The organism is Phaeobacter sp. JH20_29 (assembly GCF_048056175.1).
GTDB lineage: Bacteria > Pseudomonadota > Alphaproteobacteria > Rhodobacterales > Rhodobacteraceae > Phaeobacter > Phaeobacter bryozoorum.
On the sequence record NZ_JAYMWO010000009.1, the window covers coordinates 235,335 to 253,626 of the forward strand.

Consider the following 18,292-nt stretch of genomic DNA (forward strand, 5'->3'; position numbering starts at 1 on the left):
CCGGCGTCCGATGGGCCTGACACCCACAGCCGGGGATGCGGCTGCGACAGGGATCGCAGCGGTGCAGAAGGGGCGATGTTTCCACCGCCCCCATGGCTCGCCTTGGCTAACAGCCCCTTGTCTGGCCTGCCTCTAAGGGGTGTGTCACCTGATCACCCCCAGCAGAGGTTCATGCCCTCTTCGGTGTCGATGCTCTCGACGCCCTCGGCAGGCTGATCGGTCACCAGCGCCACGCCGGTGTCAAAGAACGCCTTGCCCGGTGTCGGCGCAGGCTTCTCGCCCGTGGTGGCCCAGGCGCTGATCGCCTCGATCCCCTTGGACGCCATCAGCAGCGGATACTGCTGCGAGGTCGCACCGATGACGCCGTCCTTGATGTTCTGCACGCCGGGACAGCCACCATCGACCGAGACAATCAGCACGTCGTTTTCACGCCCGATTGCCTTCAGCGCCTCATAGGCACCGGCAGCGGCGGGTTCATTGATGGTATAGACCACATTGATCATCGGGTCCTTCGCCAGCAGGTTCTCCATCGCGCGGCGACCGCCCTCTTCATTGCCTGCGGTGATGTCATTGCCGACAATGCGCGGATCGGTCTCATCGCCCCATTTGTTGGGATCGCCAAGATCAATGCCGAACCCCTGCAGGAAGCCCTGATCGCGCAGCACGCCCACGGTGGGCTGGCTGACAGCAAGGTCCAGCATCGCGATCTTGGCATTGGCCGCCTCATCGCCAAGGCTCGCCGCCGCCCATTTGCCAATCAGCTCACCAGCCAGGAAATTGTCGGTGGCAAATGTCGCATCGGCCGAGTCGATCGGCTCCAGCGGCGTGTCCAGCGCAATCACCACCAGCCCCGCATCGCGCGCCTGCTGCACCGCCGGTACAATCGACGAGGTATCGGAGGCGGTCAGCAGGATGCCCTTGGCGCCATCGGCAATGCAGGTCTCAATCGCGGCAACCTGGGTTTCATGGTCGCCATCCACCTTCCCGGCAAAGCTCTTGAGCGTCATGCCCAGCTCCGCCGCCTTGGCCTCGGCGCCCTCTTTCATCTTGACGAAAAACGGATTGGTATCGGTCTTGGTGATCAGGCAGGCCGTCACACCCTCTGCGGCAAAGGCGCTGCCGGTCATGGCAGCAATTCCAACGGCTGTTCCCAGTAGGATCTTCTTCATGATGTCCTCCCTCAGCATCACAACGCAACAAAACAGGACGGGCAAACCGTCGTGTCGCCCATAGTGGGCCGTGATTCTGGCCTCTCTGTCAATATATAAATCAACTTGACTTATTAAGTCGATCTTCGCACTTTTCTTAGGTCTCAAAGCGTGATTAGGGTCCGCCGCATGGAACATGAGCAAGTCAGATCCCTGAGCGGCGGTGTCAATCAGACCGGCGTGCGCGTCTTCAACGAACGGCTCATCCTGTCCCTGCTGCAACGCCACGGCCCGATGCCCGGCAGCGCGCTGGCCCGTGGCACCGGCCTGTCGCCGCAGACTGTCTCTGTCATCCTGCGCAAACTGGAAACCGACGGGCTGTTGCAGCGTGGCGAAACGCAGCGCGGCCGGGTCGGCAAACCTTCGGTCCCTATGGGCCTCAATCCCGATGGCCTGTTTTCCTATGGGCTGAAGATCGGCCGCCGCAGTGTCGAAGTGCTCTTGATGGATGTCTGCGGTGCGGTGCGCCAGCAGCTGCGCCTGCGCTACCCCTATCCCACCCCCGCCGTGGTCTTCGATTTCCTGCGCGACAGCATCGCCCAGATGGAGGCCGCGCTGCCCGCAGACCTGCTGCCCCGCATCTGCGGCATTGGCGTGGCAGCCCCCTTTCAGCTTTGGACCTGGCACGCCCAGATCAATGCCCCGGCAGAGGCGCTTGCGGCTTGGCAAACGGTTGATTTCGCGTCTGAAATAGCGCGCTTCAGCACCCTGCCCGTACATGTCGTGAATGACGCCACCGCCGCCTGCCGGGCCGAGCATATGTATGGCCGGGGCAAGGCCTATCGCGATTATGCCTATTTCTTTGTCGGCGCCTTTATCGGCGGTGGCGTGGTGCTGAACCACCGCGTGCTTGAGGGCAATCAGGGCAATGCCGGCGCGCTTGGGTCCCTGTCGATGCTGGGTCCGGACGGGCAGGAAACCAAGCTGCTGGATCTCGCCTCCATCCATCTGCTCGAACAGCGGCTGCGCGATGCGGGCAAGGATCCCGGCCAGCTCTGGCAGCTGCCGATGCACTGGTCCGGGTTCGAGGCGGAGCTGACCCCCTGGCTCGATCAGGCCGCCGACGCCATCGCCCGCGCCAGCCTCGCCACCTGCGCGGTCATCGACTTCGAGGCGGTGCTGATCGACGGCGCCCTGCCCGACAGCGTGCGCAGCGCCCTGGTCGAGCGTACCCGCACAGCCTTGTCCACTCTCGACGCCCGTGGCCTGATCCTGCCGCGCATCGACCCCGGTGCCATCGGCCCCAACGCCCGCGCCATCGGCGCTGCCAGCGGCCCGATCATCTCCCAATATCTGCTCGACACCAACTCGGTGTTCAACGCCGCCCTGTGATCGCCATCAGCCGCAACAGGCCCGCGCAAAGACATCATTGGGATAGGCTTGATCCGCGATCAAAAACCGTGTCTCGCCAATCCGGTCAAAACCTTGCGACAGGTAAAACCCCTTGGCGGGCGCGTTCTCGGCATTGCTGGCCAGCCAGACGGATTGCACGCCCTCCTCCACGCAATATTCCAGCCCCGCCCGCAGCAAGGCAGTCCCAATGCCCCGCCCGTGGTGGCGCGGCTGCACATAGAGCGTTGTGATCTCCACATCCGAACAGCCTGGCACAGGCCCCGGACTGCCCCGACTGATGCGGATATAGCCATCAATGCCGACCCTATTTTGCGAGACGATAAAATGCTCCTGCGGGTTCGCCAGATGCGCCTCAAACCGCGCCGCCGTCAGCTCTGCCAGTGCATAATCGGCAAAAAACCCGCTCACCCCTTCACGCAGATAGGTCCCGATCCAGACCTCCAGCGACAGCGCCGCCAAGCTGGAGGCATCCGCCACATCTGCAACCCGCAGGGTAAAGTCGGGATGGTCGGTCACGTCAATGGGTCCTTTCTCTCATCGGAAATTCAGCGTGGGAATATGATGGGCAAGGTTCTGGTTTGGCGCGGCCCGCGCCTGTCAGCCGGGCAAACGGCAGTCTACACCGTCAAATCTCCTCAACATCCATCACCCCGTCCAGCGACTTTAGGGCGCCTTTGATCTGGGGATTGATGGGGAAGGGCTGGCCCAGATCCATCTCAACGTCACCGGGCAGGCCGGGATCCTGCAGGTACATATAGACCTCCCCGCGCGAGGCGTTGCGGGCAGCTTTCTTGGCGTCTTCCAGCACCTGCGCCACCGTCGCCACTGCGCTTGCCTGCGAGATATAGACCCGCAGCGAACTGCGGCCGGCATCGGCAATCGCCGCATCCACCGGCCCGACAGATCGCACCAGCAGCTTCAGCTGATCGCTTTCCATCGTGGCCTCGGCGGTGATCACCACCTTGGCACCGGTTTCCAGGTATTCGCGTGATTTCTCCAGCACTTCGGAAAACAGCGTGACCTCATAGCCGCCGCTGGTGTCCGACAGCTGGGCAAAGGCAAAACGGTTGCCGCGCGCCGATTTGCGTTCCTGCCGCCCGGCCACAACCCCGGCCATCTTCGCCATGAAGGGACCGCGCTCGGCCTTGGCCGTGACCTCGTCCAGCGTCATCACATCCTTGCGTTTGAGCGCAGGCATATAGTCGTCCAGCGGATGGCCCGAGAGGTAAAAACCAATCGCCTTGAACTCCTCCGACAGCCGTTCGGCGGGCAGCCAGTCGGGCACGTTGGGCAGGCGCGGTTCGGGCAGGTCCTCGCCCGCCTCGCCAAACAGCGATACCTGGCTGGAATTGCGCTGATCATGCACTGCGGCGGAATAATCCACCAGCGCGCCGAGGCTCTCAAACACCCGGCGCCGGTTGCTGTCCAGCTGGTCAAAGCCGCCCGCCCGCGCCAGCATTTCCAGCGGACGCTTGCCGACCTTTTTCAGATCTACCCGGCGGGCAAAATCAAACAGCGTGGCAAAGGATTTGTCCTGCCCACTCTCGCGCCGCGCCGTTGTCACCAGCCGCATCGCCTCGACACCGACGTTTTTCAGCGCGCCCAGCGCATAGACCAGCTCGCCCTTGACCACATTGAACGTCGCCTCGGAGCGGTTCACACAGGGCGGCACATAGGGCAGGCTCAGGCCTTTTTTGACCTCTTCGAAATAGATCGCCAGCTTATCCGTCAGATGGATATCACAGTTCATGACGCCAGCCATGAACTCCACCGGGTGGTTCGCCTTCAGCCAGCCGGTCTGGTAGCTGACCACCGCATAGGCCGCCGCGTGCGATTTGTTGAAGCCGTAGTTGGCGAATTTCTCCAGAAGGTCGAACACCTCCGACGCCTTCTTGGCAGGCACGCCGTTTTCTGCCGCCCCCTTTTCAAATTTGGGGCGTTCGGCGTCCATCGCCTCCTTGATCTTCTTACCCATGGCGCGGCGCAATAGGTCCGCACCGCCAAGGGTATAATTCGCCATCACCTGGGCGATCTGCATCACCTGTTCCTGATAGACGATAATGCCTTGGGTTTCCTCAAGGATATGGTCGATCAGCGGATGCACCGACTGGATCTTGCGCAGTCCATTCTTGACCTCGCAATAGACCGGGATGTTCTCCATCGGACCCGGACGATAGAGCGCCACCAGCGCAACAATGTCCTCGATACAGGTGGGTTTCATGCGCTTCAGCGCATCCATCATGCCGGTGGATTCCACCTGGAATACCGCCACCGTCTTGGCCCGCGAATAAAGGTCATAGGTAACGGCATCGTCCAGCGGGATGGCGTTGATCTGGTTCTCCGCCCCCTCCGGCGGATCATAAAGCTGGGTGCCATCGGCGGTGACATGCAGATCGCGGCCCGACTGGAAAATCAGGTCCATCGCGTTCTGAATGACGGTGAGCGTCTTCAGGCCGAGGAAGTCGAACTTCACCAGACCGGCCTGTTCCACCCATTTCATGTTGAACTGGGTGGCGGGCATGTCCGAGCGCGGATCGCGGTAAAGCGGCACCAGCGCATCCAGTGGTCGGTCACCGATCACCACGCCCGCCGCGTGGGTGCCCGCTGATCGCAACAGCCCCTCAACCTGCATGCCGTATTTCAACAGCCGGTCGACAACCTCTTCGTTCTCCGCCTCCTCGCGCAGCCGCGGCTCTTCGCGCAGACTGTCCACAATCGACATCGGTTTCACGCCTTCGACCGGGATCAGCTTCGACAGCCGATCCACCTGGCCATAGGGCATCTGCAGAACCCGCCCCATATCGCGCACCGCCGCCTTCGACAGCAGCGCGCCAAAGGTGATGATCTGCCCCACCTTGTCGCGGCCATATTTCTCCTGCACGTATTTGATCACCTCTTCGCGGCGATCCATGCAGAAGTCGATGTCGAAGTCGGGCATCGACACCCGTTCGGGGTTGAGAAAGCGTTCGAACAGCAAGCTGTAGCGCAGCGGGTCAAGGTCGGTAATCGTCAGCGCATAGGCCACGAGCGAGCCCGCACCGGAACCCCGCCCCGGCCCCACCGGAATGTCGTGATCCTTGGCCCATTGGATAAAGTCCGCAACGATCAGGAAATAGCCGGGGAACCCCATCCCCTCGATGATGCCCAGCTCAAAATCCAGCCGCTCCTGATACTCCTCGACGCTGACGGCATGGGGGATCACGGCGAGACGTTTTTGCAGCCCCTCATTGGCGATGCGGCGCAATTCGGCCACCTCGTCATCGGCAAACTTCGGCAGGATCGGATCGCGCCGATAGGCCATGAAAGCGCAGCGTTTGGCGATCTCCACGGTGTTTTCCAGCGCCTCGGGCAGGTCGGCAAACAGCGCGACCATTTCCTCCTGGCTCTTGAAGTAATGCTGCGCGGTCAGCCTGCGGCGCGGCTCCACCTGATCGACATAGGCGCCTTCCGCGATACAGATCATCGCATCATGGGCCTCATACATTTCCGTGTTGGGGAAATAGACATCATTGGTGGCAACCAGCGGCAGGTCCATCGCATAGGCCATCTCGATATGGCCCCGCTCGGTCAGCTGTTCGGCCTCGGGCTGGCCGTGTTCGCCCGGATGGCGCTGCAACTCCACATAAAGCCGATCTGGAAAGATCGCTTTCAGCCGCTGCATCAGGGCCTCTGCCGCCGGGCGCTGCCCCTGCTGCAACAGCCGCCCCACCGGCCCGTCCGGCCCGCCGCTCAGACAGATCACATCGCCTGCATATTGCGCCAGCTCCTCCAGCGTCACATGCGGCAGCTCGCTGCCCTGCCGCAGATAGAGGCAGGAATTGAGCTTCATCAGATGCTCATAGCCGGTCTCGCTCTGCGCCAGCAGCACCAGCGGCGCTGGCGGTTTGGGCCGCTCGCCCGGGGCAGGCTCGGCAGACCGCAGATCGACCTGGCAGCCGATGATCGGCTGCACCCCCGCGCCACTGGCCGACACCGAAAACTCCAGCGCCGAGAACAGGTTGTTGCTGTCGGTCACCGCAATCGCGGGCATCTCGTGCTTCTTGCACAGGTCCGGCAGCTTCTTCAGCCGCAATGCGCCTTCCAGAAGCGAATATTCGGTATGGGTGCGCAGGTGAATGAATCGGGGAGAGCTTGTCATCCCGCCAAGCTAGCGTCAGCGCCGCCAAGGTTAAAGCGGTTCCGCACCGGAGAAGCCGCGACCCTGCCCGTCCCCCGTTCCGCCGCGCAGGTTTCACCCGATGCCGTAATATTCAGCGATTATTATTCTGCTTTCTTTGAAAGTCTTATCGAACCCAACCATCAACGCCGCGACAATCTGACCTAAAGTCGTTCAAAAATAACAGCATACGCCGGTATTCAGCAAGGATCTTGCGCCCCGTATCGACTCCATGGCAGAGTCACTTTTCCTTGCCAGAACAACAGCCTGCTTTCTAGGCTATCGGCAACGGAACCACCAAGGCCCGCCATGTCTTCTACGTCGCATCGAAGGGATGGCACCAAGGGAAAACCAGAGTAACGCGACGGGTTTCTGACATGACAATCACCTTTCGGCTGAACGGTGAAGAGGTCGCGCTGACGGAGGTTTCTCCGACGGCGACGCTGCTGGACTGGCTGCGCGAAGAACGCGGGCTGACCGGCACCAAAGAAGGCTGCAACGAGGGCGACTGCGGCGCCTGCACCGTGATGGTGACCGACGCCAAAGGCGCCAAACCGCTCAATGCCTGCATCCTGTTCCTGCCGCAGCTGCACGGCAAATCCATCCGCACCGTCGAAGGCGCGGCCGGCCCCGATGGCCAGCTGCATCCGGTGCAGGAGGCGATGATCACCCACCACGGCAGCCAATGCGGTTTCTGCACGCCGGGGTTCATCATGTCGATGGTGACCGCCCACAAAATTGGCGCCTCGGATCACGACGACCAGCTGGCAGGCAATCTCTGCCGCTGCACCGGCTATGCGCCGATCATCCGCGCCGCCGAGGCCGCCAGCGCCGAACCCGTCCCCGACTGGATCCACGGCGAAGATGCCATCAGCCTGCCTGACACAGGCGGCGATGCCACGTCTCTGCGCCCCACCTCCGCCGACCAGCTGGCCGCCGCCTATGCTGCCCGCCCGGACGCGACGCTGATTGCAGGCGCCACGGATGTCGGTCTCTGGGTGACCAAACAGCTGCGCGATCTGTCGGATGTGATTTTCCTCGATGGCTGCGATGACCTGAAAGGTATCTCCGAACAGCCCGACGGCAGCCTGCGTATCGGTGCGATGGTGGATATGAACCAGCTGCGCAGCGCCCTCGCCGCGCGGCATCCGTCTTATGGCGAAATGCTGCGCCGCTTTGCCAGCCAGCAGGTGCGCGCCGCCGCCACCATCGGCGGCAATATCGCCAATGGCTCCCCCATCGGGGACAATCCGCCTGCGCTGATCGCACTTGGTGCAACGCTGGAGCTGCGCAAGGGCGACAGCCGCCGCAGCCTGCCGCTTGAGGATTTCTTCATCGACTACGGCAAGCAGGACCGCCAGCCCGGTGAATTTGTCGAGGCGATCACCCTGCCCGCATGCCCGAAGGGGCAGACCGATGGCTTGCGCGTCTACAAGCTCTCCAAACGGTTCGATCAGGATATCTCCGCCGTTCTGGGGGCCTTTAACCTGACGGTCGACGCCGGCCGGATCACCGCCGCGCGCATCGCCTTTGGCGGCATGGCGGGCGTGCCCAAACGCGCCAGCCACGTGGAGGCCGCCCTGATTGGTCAAGACCTGTCGGCCGCAACACTCGCCACCGCGCGGGGCGAATTTGCCCGCGACTTCACCCCGATGAACGATATGCGCGCCTCTGCCGATTACCGGCTGGAGGCTGCGGCAAATATGCTCGCACGCTACTTTGACGATCTGGGCCAGACAAGCGCACCCACACATGTGCTGGAGGTGAAGTGATGGCTGTTGCAATACCCCTCCCCCATGATGCGGCACGGCTGCATGTGACCGGTCAGGCGCGCTATGTCGATGACATCCCGACCCCGCGCGACACCCTGCATCTGGCCTTTGGCCTTTCGACCGTGGCCCATGGTGACATCACCGCACTGGAGCTGGACGCCGTGCGCCAGAGCAATGGCGTGGTTGCCGTGCTGACGGCGGAAGATCTGCCGTTTGACAATGACGTCTCGCCGTCTGCCCATGACGAGCCGCTGCTGGCCAAGGGGTCTGTCCACTATATCGGCCAGCCGGTGTTTCTGGTGGTGGCAACCTCCCATCGCGCTGCGCGGGTGGCCGCGCGCAAAGGTCAGGTCAGCTACGCCGAACGCCCGGCCCTCCTGACGCTGGAGGATGCGCTGGCCGCCGACAGCCGGTTTGAAGACGGCCCACGCATCTACAGCAAAGGCGACGCAGGCAGCGCCATCTCCGCCGCCGCCCATGTGGTCGAAGATACGTTCGACATTGGCGGGCAGGAGCATTTCTACCTCGAAGGTCAGGCCGCCCTCGCCCAGCCGCAGGAAGATGGCGGCATGCTGGTCAACTCCTCGACCCAGCACCCGACCGAGATCCAGCACAAGGTGGCCGAGGCCATCGGCCTGCCGATGCACAGCGTGCGGGTTGAGACCCGGCGCATGGGTGGCGGCTTTGGTGGCAAGGAAAGTCAGGGCAACGCGCTGGCCGTCGCCTGCGCCATCGCCGCACGCGCCACCGGTCGGACCTGCAAGATGCGCTATGACCGCGACGACGACATGACCATCACCGGCAAGCGTCACGCGTTTCGCATTTCCTACCGCGCGGGCTTTGACGCCGAGGGGCGCATTCTGGGGGTTGAGTTCACCCATCTGGTCGATTGCGGCTGGGCGCAGGATCTGTCGCTGCCGGTGGCCGACCGCGCCATGCTGCACAGCGACAACGCCTATGCAATCCCCGCGATCCGCATCGAAAGCCACCGGCTGAAGACCAACCGGCAGAGCGCCACCGCCTATCGCGGCTTTGGCGGTCCGCAGGGGATGGTCGGGATCGAGCGGGTGATGGATCACGCGGCCCATAAGCTAGGGCTGGATCCGGTCGATCTGCGCATGAAGAACTATTACGATGCCCCCCAAACGGCGGGCGACGGGGGCGCTGCCCCCCGGCCTGCGGCCTCCCCCCGGGATATTTCCGGCCAGAAGATATCCGGCCAGAAGACGGACAATACCACGCCCTACGGGATGGAGGTCACCGATTTCGAGCTGCACGGGATGACCCGGCAGCTGCTGGAGAGCGCGGATTATGCCGCGCGCAAGGTCGAGATCGCCAAATGGAACGCCGGGAATGAGCGGCTCAAGCGCGGGATTGCGTTTTCTCCAGTCAAATTCGGCATTTCCTTCACCCTCACCCATCTCAATCAGGCGGGTGCGCTGGTGCATGTCTATCAGGACGGCTCGGTCCATCTGAACCATGGCGGCACCGAGATGGGGCAAGGCCTATTCCAGAAGGTGGCACAGGTGGCCGCCAGCCGTTTTGGCATCGGGCTGGAAAAGGTGAAGATCACCGCCACCGACACGGCCAAAGTGCCCAATACCTCGGCCACCGCCGCCTCCTCCGGCACCGATCTGAACGGGATGGCGGTAAAGGCCGCCTGCGACAGCATTCGCGACCGTATGGCCGATCATCTGGCCGAGCGCTATCAGGTCACCGCAGCGGAGGTGGTGTTTGCCGATGATGAGGTGCGGATCGGCGCCGAGGCCCTGCCCTTCGCCCGTGCAGCACAGATCTGCTATGAGGGGCGTATCAGCCTGTCGGCCACCGGGTTCTACAAGACGCCGAAACTGGAATGGGACCGCATTCAGGGCAAGGGGCGGCCGTTTTTCTACTTTGCCTATGGCGCTGCGATCACCGAAGTTGTCGTCGACCGCCTGACCGGCGAAAACCGCATTCTGCGCGCCGACGTGCTGCATGATGCCGGCGCCTCGCTGAACCCGGCGCTGGATATCGGCCAGGTCGAAGGCGCCTACGTGCAGGGTGCAGGCTGGCTCACCACAGAGGAACTGGTCTGGGATCAGACCGGCAATCTGCGCACCCATGCGCCCTCCACCTACAAGATCCCCGCCTGTTCGGATCGCCCCGATGTGTTCAACGTCGCCCTCTGGGATGGGCAGAACCGCGAGGACAGCATCTATCGCTCCAAAGCGGTGGGAGAGCCGCCCTTTATGCTGGGGATTTCCGCCTGGCTGGCGCTTGGTGATGCGGTCGGGCACTTCGCGCCCGCCTATCCTGCGCTCAATGCCCCCGCCACGGCGGAGGAGATCTGGCGCGCGGTGCGTCGCATCGCGCCGGGGGCCTGAGCCATGGGGTTTGATCTTCAGGATCTGCGCCGCAGGATCGGCGCCCATGGCACGGTGGTGCGGGTGGTGATTGCCGCCATCCGCGGCTCTTCCCCGCGTGAGGTGGGCGCCGCCATGCTGGTCTGGGACGACGGCCAGTCCGGCACCATCGGCGGGGGCGCGCTGGAGCATGAGGCCGCCGAGGCTGCCCGCCGCCAGTTGCAGGATGGCAAGACCCGTTTGCAGACCATCCGCGCGCTTGGCCCGGATCTGGGGCAATGCTGCGGCGGCTCCGTCACCCTGTGGAGCGAGATCTACCGCGCTGCCGATCTGGACCGGCTGGATGGCGATGTGATCCTGCGCGCCCTGTCCACCGAGCTGGGCGAGCCACCCCTGAGCCTGCGCCGCAAGCTGGCGCTGGCCCGCAGCCAGGGGCAGCGGCCCGACGCGCAGCTGGCCGACGGCTGGCTGCTGGAACCGGTCCATCGTGCCGAAACCCCGCTGTGGATCTGGGGGGCGGGCCATGTCGGCCGCGCTCTGGTTGATGTGCTGGCGCCGCTGCCGGATCTCGACATCAACTGGGTCGATACCGGCCCTGACCGTTTTCCCGCCCGGATCCCGCCCTCAGTCACCATGGTTCCGGCGGCGGAACCTGCGGCACTGGTGCCGCATGCCCCTGAAAATGCACGGCATTTGGTGCTTACCTATTCCCATGCGCTGGATCTGGCGCTATGCCACGCCTTATTGCTGCGCGGCTTTGCCTTTGCCGGGGTGATCGGATCTGCCACCAAATGGGCACGGTTCCGGTCGCGGCTGGCGGATCTTGGCCACCGGCCCGAGCAGATCGCCCGGCTCACCTGCCCGATCGGGGATCCCGGCCTTGGCAAACATCCGCAGATGATTGCGGTCGGGGTCGCGGCAGAGCTCTTGCGGATGGGCGCAACAGACGAGTTGAAGAAGGACAGACGCGCGTGACCCAACCTCTCCTGAGCCTGCAAGGTTTGACAAAGGCCTATCCTGGTGTTGTTGCCAACGATACGGTCTCCTTTGATATCGGCGCGGGAGAGGTTCATGCCCTACTCGGCGAAAACGGCGCCGGGAAATCGACGCTGGTCAAGATGATCTACGGGCTGGTGAAACCGGACAGCGGTACCATGCTGCTGCGCGGCGCCCCCTATGCCCCGGCCGAGCCGCGACAGGCACGGGCGGATGGCATCGCGATGGTGTTTCAGCATTTTTCGCTGTTTGACGCGCTGAACGTGGCGGAGAACATCGCCCTTGGCATGGAACAGCCGCCTGCCCTGCGCGATCTGGCCAGCCGCATCCGCGAGGTTTCGGAAACCTATGGCCTGCCGCTGGATCCCTATCGCACGGTGGGCGATCTCTCTGCCGGCGAACGCCAGCGGGTGGAGATCATCCGCTGCCTGTTGCAGGACCCCAAGCTGCTGATCATGGATGAGCCGACCTCGGTTCTCACCCCGCAGGAGGTGGATATCCTGTTCCAGACCTTGCACAAGCTGCGCTCCGAGGGCACCTCGATCCTCTATATTTCGCACAAGCTGGAAGAGATCCGCACGCTCTGTGATCACGCCACCATCCTGCGGCTGGGCAAGAATGTCGGCGAATGTGTCCCCTCTGAAACCTCGGCCCGCGATATGGCCGAGCTGATGGTGGGCACCGCGCTGCAGACACCGGAGCGCGCGGGCCGCGATCTGGGCGATGTGGCGCTGGATATCACCGGCCTGTCGGTGCCTGCGCCCTCGGCCTTTGGCACGGCGCTGAAGAATGTGCATATGACCGTCCGCAAGGGCGAAATCCTCGGCATTGGCGGGGTGGCGGGCAATGGCCAGGACGAGCTTCTAGGCGTTCTGTCCGGCGAAACCACCACCGCTGCCGATGCGGTCAAGATGCATGGCGCGCCGGTCGGCCACCTTGGCCCTGTTGCGCGTCGTCGCCTGGGTATTCTGGCCGCGCCGGAGGAGCGTCTCGGCCATGCCGCCGCACCGGATATGAGCCTGACGGAAAATGCCATGCTGACCGCCGCCACCCGCGAAGGCCTGTCCAGCAACGGCTTTCTGAAATGGGGGCTGGCCAAGGAATTTGCCGAAAAGGTCATCAAGAATTTCGACGTGCGCACCCCCGGACCTGAAAACGCGGCGCGTTCGCTGTCGGGGGGCAATCTGCAGAAATTCGTCATTGGCCGCGAGGTGCTGCAAAACCCGGAGGTTCTGGTGGTGAACCAGCCGACCTGGGGTGTGGATGCCGCCGCCGCCGCCGCGATCCGCCAGTCGCTGCTGGATCTGGCCGCCGGGGGCACTGCGGTAATCTGCATCAGCCAGGATCTGGATGAGCTGATGGAGATTGCCGACAGTTTTGCCGCCCTGAACGAAGGCCGCCTGAGCGCGCCGCGCCCCACAACCGGGCTGAGCGTCGATGAAATCGGCCTGATGATGGGGGGAGCACATGGGATGGAGGTCGCGCATGTCTAGCCTCGCAGCCGGGCGTGCCCGTCCCGGCCGCAGCGTGGGCTGCCGGGTCGGGAGTGTGAGTATTTTTGGAAAGATGACAGGCACGCAGGCACAGATCTGCGACCGGGGGGGACAACAACAATGATCCGGCTAGAAAAGAGACCACAGCCCTCGCGGGTCTGGTCGATGGCGACGCCGCTGGTGGCGGTGCTGGCGACCATGATCGCGGGCGGGCTTTTGTTTGCGGCCCTTGGCAAGAACCCGGTTGAGGCGATCCGCACCATTTTCTGGGATCCGCTGTTTGGCGAATTTGCTTTTTACTACCGCCCGCAGCTCTTGGTGAAGGGCGCGCCACTGGTGCTGATCGCCATCGGCCTGTCGCTGGGCTTTCGCGCGGGCATCTGGAACATCGGCGCCGAGGGCCAGTATATCATGGGCGCCATCTGTGGCGCCGGGGCTGGCCTTGCCTTTTACCCTACAGACTCGGCACTGATCTTTCCCTTGATGGTGGTGGCAGGCGCGCTGGGGGGTTGGGCCTGGGCGATGATCCCCGCAGTGCTGAAAACCCGCTTTGGCACCAATGAAATCCTGGTCTCGCTGATGCTGGTCTATGTGGCCGAGCAGTTCCTCGCCTCGGTCTCGCTGGGATTGCTGAAAAACCCCGAGGGCTTTGGCTTCCCCGGCTCGCGCAACCTGCAATCCTGGGACAGCGCCCATAACGCCGAGCTGATCACGGGCACCGGCATGCACTGGGGTGTTGTGGCGGCGCTGATCGCGGTGATCTTTGCTTATGTGCTGCTCAACCGTCACATGCTGGGCTATCACATCCGCCTGACTGGCGAGGCGCCACGTGCCGCGCGTTTTGCGGGCGTGAACCCCACCCGCCTTGTGCTGTTTTGCCTTGGCACCTCCGGCGCGCTGGCGGGTCTTGCGGGTCTGTTCGAGGTCTCCGGCCCCTCTGGCCAGATCTCCATCGATTTCAACGTGGGCTACGGGTTTACCGCCATTATCGTTGCCTTCCTGGGCCGGTTGCACCCTGTCGGCATCCTGCTGGCGGGTGGTCTGATGGCGCTGACCTATATCGGCGGCGATATCGCCCAGTCCAACATGGGCCTGCCTTCGGCGGCGATCCAGGTGTTTCAGGGGATGCTGTTGTTCTTCCTTCTGGCGCTGGATCTCCTGACCAATTTCCGCATTGCGCTCAGCAAACCCGAGGTGGTGTGACATGGATCTTTCTGCAATCAACCCGGTCCTGCTCATCGCCTCGCTGATGGTGGCGGCCACACCGATCCTGATCGCTGCCATTGGCGAATTGGTGGTGGAGAAATCAGGCGTTCTGAACCTTGGCGTCGAAGGCATGATGATCACCGGCGCCATCGCAGGCTTTGCCACCGCGGTGGAGACCGGCTCGCCCCTGATCGGGTTCCTTGCCGCCGCTGTTGCCGGGGCAGCGCTGTCGGTTCTGTTTGGCTTTCTGACCCTTGTGGCGCAGGCCAATCAGGTGGCCTCCGGTCTGGCGCTGACGCTGTTCGGCCTCGGCCTGTCGGCGCTGATGGGGCAATCCTACGTCGGTGTGAAACCGCCACAGATGAGCGACATCCACATCCCCGTCCTGAGCGACCTGCCGGTGATTGGCCCGATCCTCTTTGGCCATGACATCATCCTCTATTTCGGCATCGCGCTGACCGCCGCAGTCTGGGCGCTGCTGAAATTCTCTCGCGCCGGACTGGTGCTGCGCGCGGTGGGGGAAAACCACGATGCTGCCCATGCGCTGGGGTATAAGGTGATCCGCATCCGCCTGATGGCGATCATGTTCGGTGGCGCCTGTGCCGGTATCGGCGGGGCCTACATCAGCCTTATCCGGGTGCCGCAATGGACCGAAGGCATGACCGCGGGCGTGGGCTGGATTGCGCTGGCGCTGGTGGTCTTTGCCAGCTGGAAACCCTGGCGCGCACTCCTTGGTGCCTATCTTTTTGGCGGCGTCACCGTGGTGCAGCTCAATCTGCAAGCGGCAGGCGTTGCCATCCCGGTGGAGTATCTGGCAATGTCGCCCTACGTGATCACAATTATCGTGCTTGTCATTCTTTCGGCGGACAAAAGCAGCGCACCTGCCGCCCTTGGCCGCAACTTCCACGCCTCCCGCTGACGGGGGGCTTTTCACTGCCCCGCTGTCGGGGTCAATAGATGCAACTGGGGAGAACCTGATGAAACTGACCAACCTTCTGACCAGCGCCGCCGTGGCGCTTGGCCTGGCCACCGGTGCGGCCTTGGCCGAGGACAAGACCAAAGTGGGCTTTGTCTATGTCGGCCCTGTCGGTGACGGTGGCTGGACCTATGAACACGATCAGGGCCGCAAGGCCGTGGTTGCGGAATTCGGCGACAAGGTCGAAACCGTCTATGTCGAGAACGTCGCAGAAGGCCCCGATGCCGAGCGCGTGATGACCCAGATGGCGCTGGAAGGTGCGGATCTCATCTTCACCACCTCCTTTGGCTACATGGATCCCACCATCAACGTCGCCAAGAAATTCCCGAACGTGAAGTTCGAGCACGCCACCGGCTACAAGCGCGCCGACAACGTCTCGACCTACTCCGCCCGCTTCTACGAGGGGCGCGCGGTTCAGGGCCACATTGCCGGCCATATGACCGAGAGCAATATCGTCGGCTACATCGGCTCCTACCCGATCCCCGAAGTGATCCGCGGCATCAACTCGGCCTATCTGCACGCCAAGAAGGTGAACCCCGACGTCCAGTTCAAGATCGTCTGGGCCTTCACCTGGTTTGATCCCGCAAAAGAGGCTGATGCCGCCAAGGTGCTGATCGAACAGGGGGCTGACGTGATCCTGCAGCACACCGATTCCACCGCACCGCAGGCCGCCGCACAGGCCGCAGGCAATGTGATCACCTTTGGTCAGGCGTCTGATATGGCCGAATACGGGCCCAAGCCGCGCGTCTCCTCGATCATCGACAATTGGGCGCCCTATTACATCGCCCGCACCAAGGCCGTGATCGACGGCACCTGGACAAGCAGCGACACCTGGGACGGCATTGGCGCCGGCATGGTTGGCATCGGTGAAATCTCCGATGCGGTTCCCGCTGATGTGAAAGCCTCCGCACTGGAGCTGAAAGCTGCGCTGGCCGATGGCTCCTACCACGCCTTCACCGGCCCGATCAAAAAGCAGGACGGCTCCGACTGGCTGGCCGAAGGCGAGACCGCCGATGACGGCACCCTGGCCGGCATGAACTTCTACGTCGAAGGCCTGGAAGGCGACATTCCGCAATAAGCGGCCACCGCCTTCAGATGACCCGCAGCAGAAAGGCCCGCCAGTCCGGCGGGCCTTTTTCATAGCGGCCGTCGCTGTTCCTCTCGCGCGACCGCAGGGCAAATGCCGCCGTCTAGATGCTGCCCGCCGTTTCAATGACAAGCGCCCGCACCGGCCCATCGGGATGCGCCACATGTTCATCGCCGCTCTCGGCATGAAAGATGTCACCCGGCAGCAGGCGCAGGATACGCTCGGCCCCGTCGATGCGAACATGCATGTCGACCTCTCCGTCCAGCACGACAAAGACCTCAGGGCCATCGTTGACATGCCATTTATACGGCGCGTCGGTCCAATGCAGCCGCACGGTTGCATCGCTTATGCGTTCGATATCCAGCGCGTCCCAGGCCTTTTCGCCCGTAAACGCCGTTGCGGTGATCTTCTTCATGCCCTAGCCCCGGCTGCTGTGGTTGATGTGGTTCATCTCAACTGCGATGTTAAGGCTGCGACAACGGATCGGATACTTGCGGTCCGACGTGATCAGCCTGCCAATCGGGGAATTCAACGTGGATCGGACGGACAAACGGATATTGGCGGTTCTGGAACGGAACGCCCGCACCAGCGCTGCCGAAATCGGGCGCCAGATCGGCCTGTCCCGGACCGCGGTTCAGGACCGGCTGTCGAAGCTTGAGACACGTGGCGTGATCAGCGGATATCGGGTTCAGCTATCGGAGCCTCAGGACGACCTGATCCGGGCGGTCCTCTTCGTCAGAATTGCGGTCCGCCCATGCACCGATGCGCTGACCTGGATGGCCTCGCTCGAGGGCGTGCAGGAGGTGATGTCTCTGTCCGGTGAGATCGACGCCATCGTCAGATGTGCCGTGCCGGATGTCGCCGCGCTGACGGCGCTCAATGACAGGATCGGGGCCAGCGACTGGATTGCCGGTTCGAACTCGAACGTGGTGCTGCGCACCCTCCGATAACCCCGCGCAGATGCCGGCCGCAGATCTCGGGTCCGCTCCCGTGTCCGTTCATGGGCCAAACCTCAAAGCGCGCGCGGCCCTGCCCGTCATCTTTCCATAAATACTCAAACCGCACCGGCAGCGGCGCTGCCCATCAGTCGCGGCGGAACACCCGCAGCGCCAGGAGCACGCGGGAGGTGGCGGTCACCAGACAGAGCGCGCCAAACACCCAGGCCATCGGTGCAAACCACGCAGGCAGCAGGCACAAGAGCACGAAAAAACCGATCGTCTCCGCCCCCTCCAGCAGACCGCCGGTGAAATAAAGCGTTTTGACCCCGCGCGCCGTGCTTGTCATCTTGTGTTTCTCCGCCAGCACCGCATAGCCGAGGAAACTGGTGCCATTCACATAGAAGGTCATCAGCAAGAACGCCCCGGCCACGCCATTCTGCGCAGGATCCGCCAGCACAAAGGCAAGGGGGACCGCACCGTAGAACAGGAAATCGCAGGTGATATCGAGATAGCCGCCAAAATCGCTTGGCTCGCTGGCGCGTGCCACCGCGCCGTCCAGACCATCGGCCAGCCGCGACAGAAGCAGCGGCAGCAGCGCCAGCGCAAAGAGCGAACAGGCGATCATCCCGGCCGCCAGCAGCCCCAGCGCCAGCCCAAGAAGCGTCACCTGATTGGCACTGATGCCCGCGCGCGCGATGACCTGCCCCTGGGCATTCAGCATCGGGTCGATCAGCGGGCGGATTTTTGAATCGAACATACTCT

Annotated in this window: 14 protein-coding genes; 9 read left to right on the top strand and 5 right to left on the bottom strand. The window is 63.2% G+C overall.

Annotated elements, in window-relative coordinates:
• Nucleotides 1–152: 152 nt before the first annotated feature.
• The gene (locus VWZ85_RS07245) at nucleotides 153–1,169 is read right to left on the bottom strand and encodes a sugar ABC transporter substrate-binding protein (protein ID WP_340547455.1); all 1,017 of its coding nucleotides are present in this window, start codon (nucleotides 1,167–1,169) and stop codon (nucleotides 153–155) included.
• Between the two features lie 168 nt (nucleotides 1,170–1,337).
• On the opposite strand from VWZ85_RS07245, the gene VWZ85_RS07250 reads away from it, so the two are divergent.
• Nucleotides 1,338–2,540 carry an ROK family transcriptional regulator gene (locus VWZ85_RS07250; protein WP_416536584.1) on the top strand — a complete coding sequence of 401 codons (1,203 nt, stop codon included), beginning with the start codon at nucleotides 1,338–1,340 and terminating at the stop codon, nucleotides 2,538–2,540.
• Nucleotides 2,541–2,546: 6 nt separating this feature from the next.
• Here VWZ85_RS07250 and VWZ85_RS07255 read toward each other — a convergent pair whose 3' ends face one another.
• Nucleotides 2,547–3,077: a GNAT family N-acetyltransferase gene (locus tag VWZ85_RS07255; RefSeq protein ID WP_416540902.1), complete on the bottom strand. Its 531-nt coding sequence runs from the start codon at nucleotides 3,075–3,077 to the stop codon at nucleotides 2,547–2,549.
• Between the two features lie 109 nt (nucleotides 3,078–3,186).
• Nucleotides 3,187–6,699: a DNA polymerase III subunit alpha gene (dnaE, locus tag VWZ85_RS07260; protein ID WP_416587569.1), complete on the bottom strand. Its 3,513-nt coding sequence runs from the start codon at nucleotides 6,697–6,699 to the stop codon at nucleotides 3,187–3,189.
• Nucleotides 6,700–7,094: 395 nt separating this feature from the next.
• Between dnaE and xdhA the strand changes: the two genes are divergently transcribed.
• The 7 genes from xdhA to VWZ85_RS07295 all read left to right on the top strand — a co-directional run bounded on the left by xdhA (nucleotide 7,095) and on the right by VWZ85_RS07295 (nucleotide 16,583).
• Nucleotides 7,095–8,489, top strand: a complete 1,395-nt coding sequence (xdhA, locus tag VWZ85_RS07265; RefSeq protein ID WP_416587571.1) for a xanthine dehydrogenase small subunit — start codon at nucleotides 7,095–7,097, stop codon at nucleotides 8,487–8,489.
• Nucleotides 8,489–10,855: a xanthine dehydrogenase molybdopterin binding subunit gene (gene xdhB / locus VWZ85_RS07270; RefSeq protein ID WP_416587572.1), complete on the top strand. Its 2,367-nt coding sequence runs from the start codon at nucleotides 8,489–8,491 to the stop codon at nucleotides 10,853–10,855. The genes xdhA and xdhB overlap by 1 nt, the downstream gene beginning before the upstream one ends.
• A gap of 3 nt (nucleotides 10,856–10,858) precedes the next feature.
• Entirely contained in the window at nucleotides 10,859–11,809 is a 951-nt protein-coding gene (gene xdhC, locus VWZ85_RS07275) for a xanthine dehydrogenase accessory protein XdhC (RefSeq protein WP_416587574.1), read from the top strand.
• A complete protein-coding gene (locus VWZ85_RS07280; protein ID WP_416587576.1) occupies nucleotides 11,806–13,323 on the top strand; it encodes an ABC transporter ATP-binding protein in 1,518 nt (505 codons plus the stop codon). The genes xdhC and VWZ85_RS07280 overlap by 4 nt, the downstream gene beginning before the upstream one ends.
• Nucleotides 13,324–13,443: 120 nt before the next feature.
• Entirely contained in the window at nucleotides 13,444–14,526 is a 1,083-nt protein-coding gene (locus VWZ85_RS07285) for an ABC transporter permease (RefSeq protein ID WP_416536578.1), read from the top strand.
• Nucleotide 14,527: 1 nt separating this feature from the next.
• Complete coding sequence (locus VWZ85_RS07290; protein WP_340547464.1) at nucleotides 14,528–15,448, top strand: ABC transporter permease; 921 nt, start codon at nucleotides 14,528–14,530, stop codon at nucleotides 15,446–15,448.
• A 58-nt stretch (nucleotides 15,449–15,506) separates the two neighbouring features.
• Nucleotides 15,507–16,583 (top strand): BMP family ABC transporter substrate-binding protein, encoded by a 1,077-nt coding sequence (locus VWZ85_RS07295; protein WP_416542996.1) that lies wholly within the window; start codon nucleotides 15,507–15,509, stop codon nucleotides 16,581–16,583.
• A gap of 112 nt (nucleotides 16,584–16,695) precedes the next feature.
• On the opposite strand, the gene VWZ85_RS07300 is transcribed toward VWZ85_RS07295, so the two are convergent.
• Nucleotides 16,696–17,007 (bottom strand): cupin domain-containing protein, encoded by a 312-nt coding sequence (locus VWZ85_RS07300; protein ID WP_340547466.1) that lies wholly within the window; start codon nucleotides 17,005–17,007, stop codon nucleotides 16,696–16,698.
• 76 nt (nucleotides 17,008–17,083) lie between these two features.
• On the opposite strand from VWZ85_RS07300, the gene VWZ85_RS07305 reads away from it, so the two are divergent.
• On the top strand, nucleotides 17,084–17,542 hold the full coding sequence (locus VWZ85_RS07305) for an Lrp/AsnC family transcriptional regulator (RefSeq protein ID WP_416595450.1): 459 nt from the start codon (nucleotides 17,084–17,086) through the stop codon (nucleotides 17,540–17,542).
• Nucleotides 17,543–17,675: 133 nt separating this feature from the next.
• On the opposite strand, the gene VWZ85_RS07310 is transcribed toward VWZ85_RS07305, so the two are convergent.
• Complete coding sequence (locus VWZ85_RS07310; protein WP_416536577.1) at nucleotides 17,676–18,287, bottom strand: CDP-alcohol phosphatidyltransferase family protein; 612 nt, start codon at nucleotides 18,285–18,287, stop codon at nucleotides 17,676–17,678.
• Between the last annotated feature and the right edge of the window lie 5 nt (nucleotides 18,288–18,292).

Bases quoted from the DNA above. Each gene is read 5' to 3' on its own strand.
- VWZ85_RS07245 (WP_340547455.1), bottom strand. From the start codon at position 1,169: ATGAAGAAGATCCTACTGGGAACAGCCGTTGGAATTGCTGCCATGACC.
- VWZ85_RS07250 (WP_416536584.1), top strand. From the start codon at position 1,338: ATGGAACATGAGCAAGTCAGATCCCTGAGCGGCGGTGTCAATCAGACC.
- dnaE (WP_416587569.1), bottom strand. From the start codon at position 6,699: ATGACAAGCTCTCCCCGATTCATTCACCTGCGCACCCATACCGAATAT.
- xdhA (WP_416587571.1), top strand. From the start codon at position 7,095: ATGACAATCACCTTTCGGCTGAACGGTGAAGAGGTCGCGCTGACGGAG.
- xdhB (WP_416587572.1), top strand. From the start codon at position 8,489: ATGGCTGTTGCAATACCCCTCCCCCATGATGCGGCACGGCTGCATGTG.
- xdhC (WP_416587574.1), top strand. From the start codon at position 10,859: ATGGGGTTTGATCTTCAGGATCTGCGCCGCAGGATCGGCGCCCATGGC.
- VWZ85_RS07285 (WP_416536578.1), top strand. From the start codon at position 13,444: ATGATCCGGCTAGAAAAGAGACCACAGCCCTCGCGGGTCTGGTCGATG.
- VWZ85_RS07290 (WP_340547464.1), top strand. From the start codon at position 14,528: ATGGATCTTTCTGCAATCAACCCGGTCCTGCTCATCGCCTCGCTGATG.
- VWZ85_RS07295 (WP_416542996.1), top strand. From the start codon at position 15,507: ATGAAACTGACCAACCTTCTGACCAGCGCCGCCGTGGCGCTTGGCCTG.
- VWZ85_RS07300 (WP_340547466.1), bottom strand. From the start codon at position 17,007: ATGAAGAAGATCACCGCAACGGCGTTTACGGGCGAAAAGGCCTGGGAC.
- VWZ85_RS07310 (WP_416536577.1), bottom strand. From the start codon at position 18,287: ATGTTCGATTCAAAAATCCGCCCGCTGATCGACCCGATGCTGAATGCC.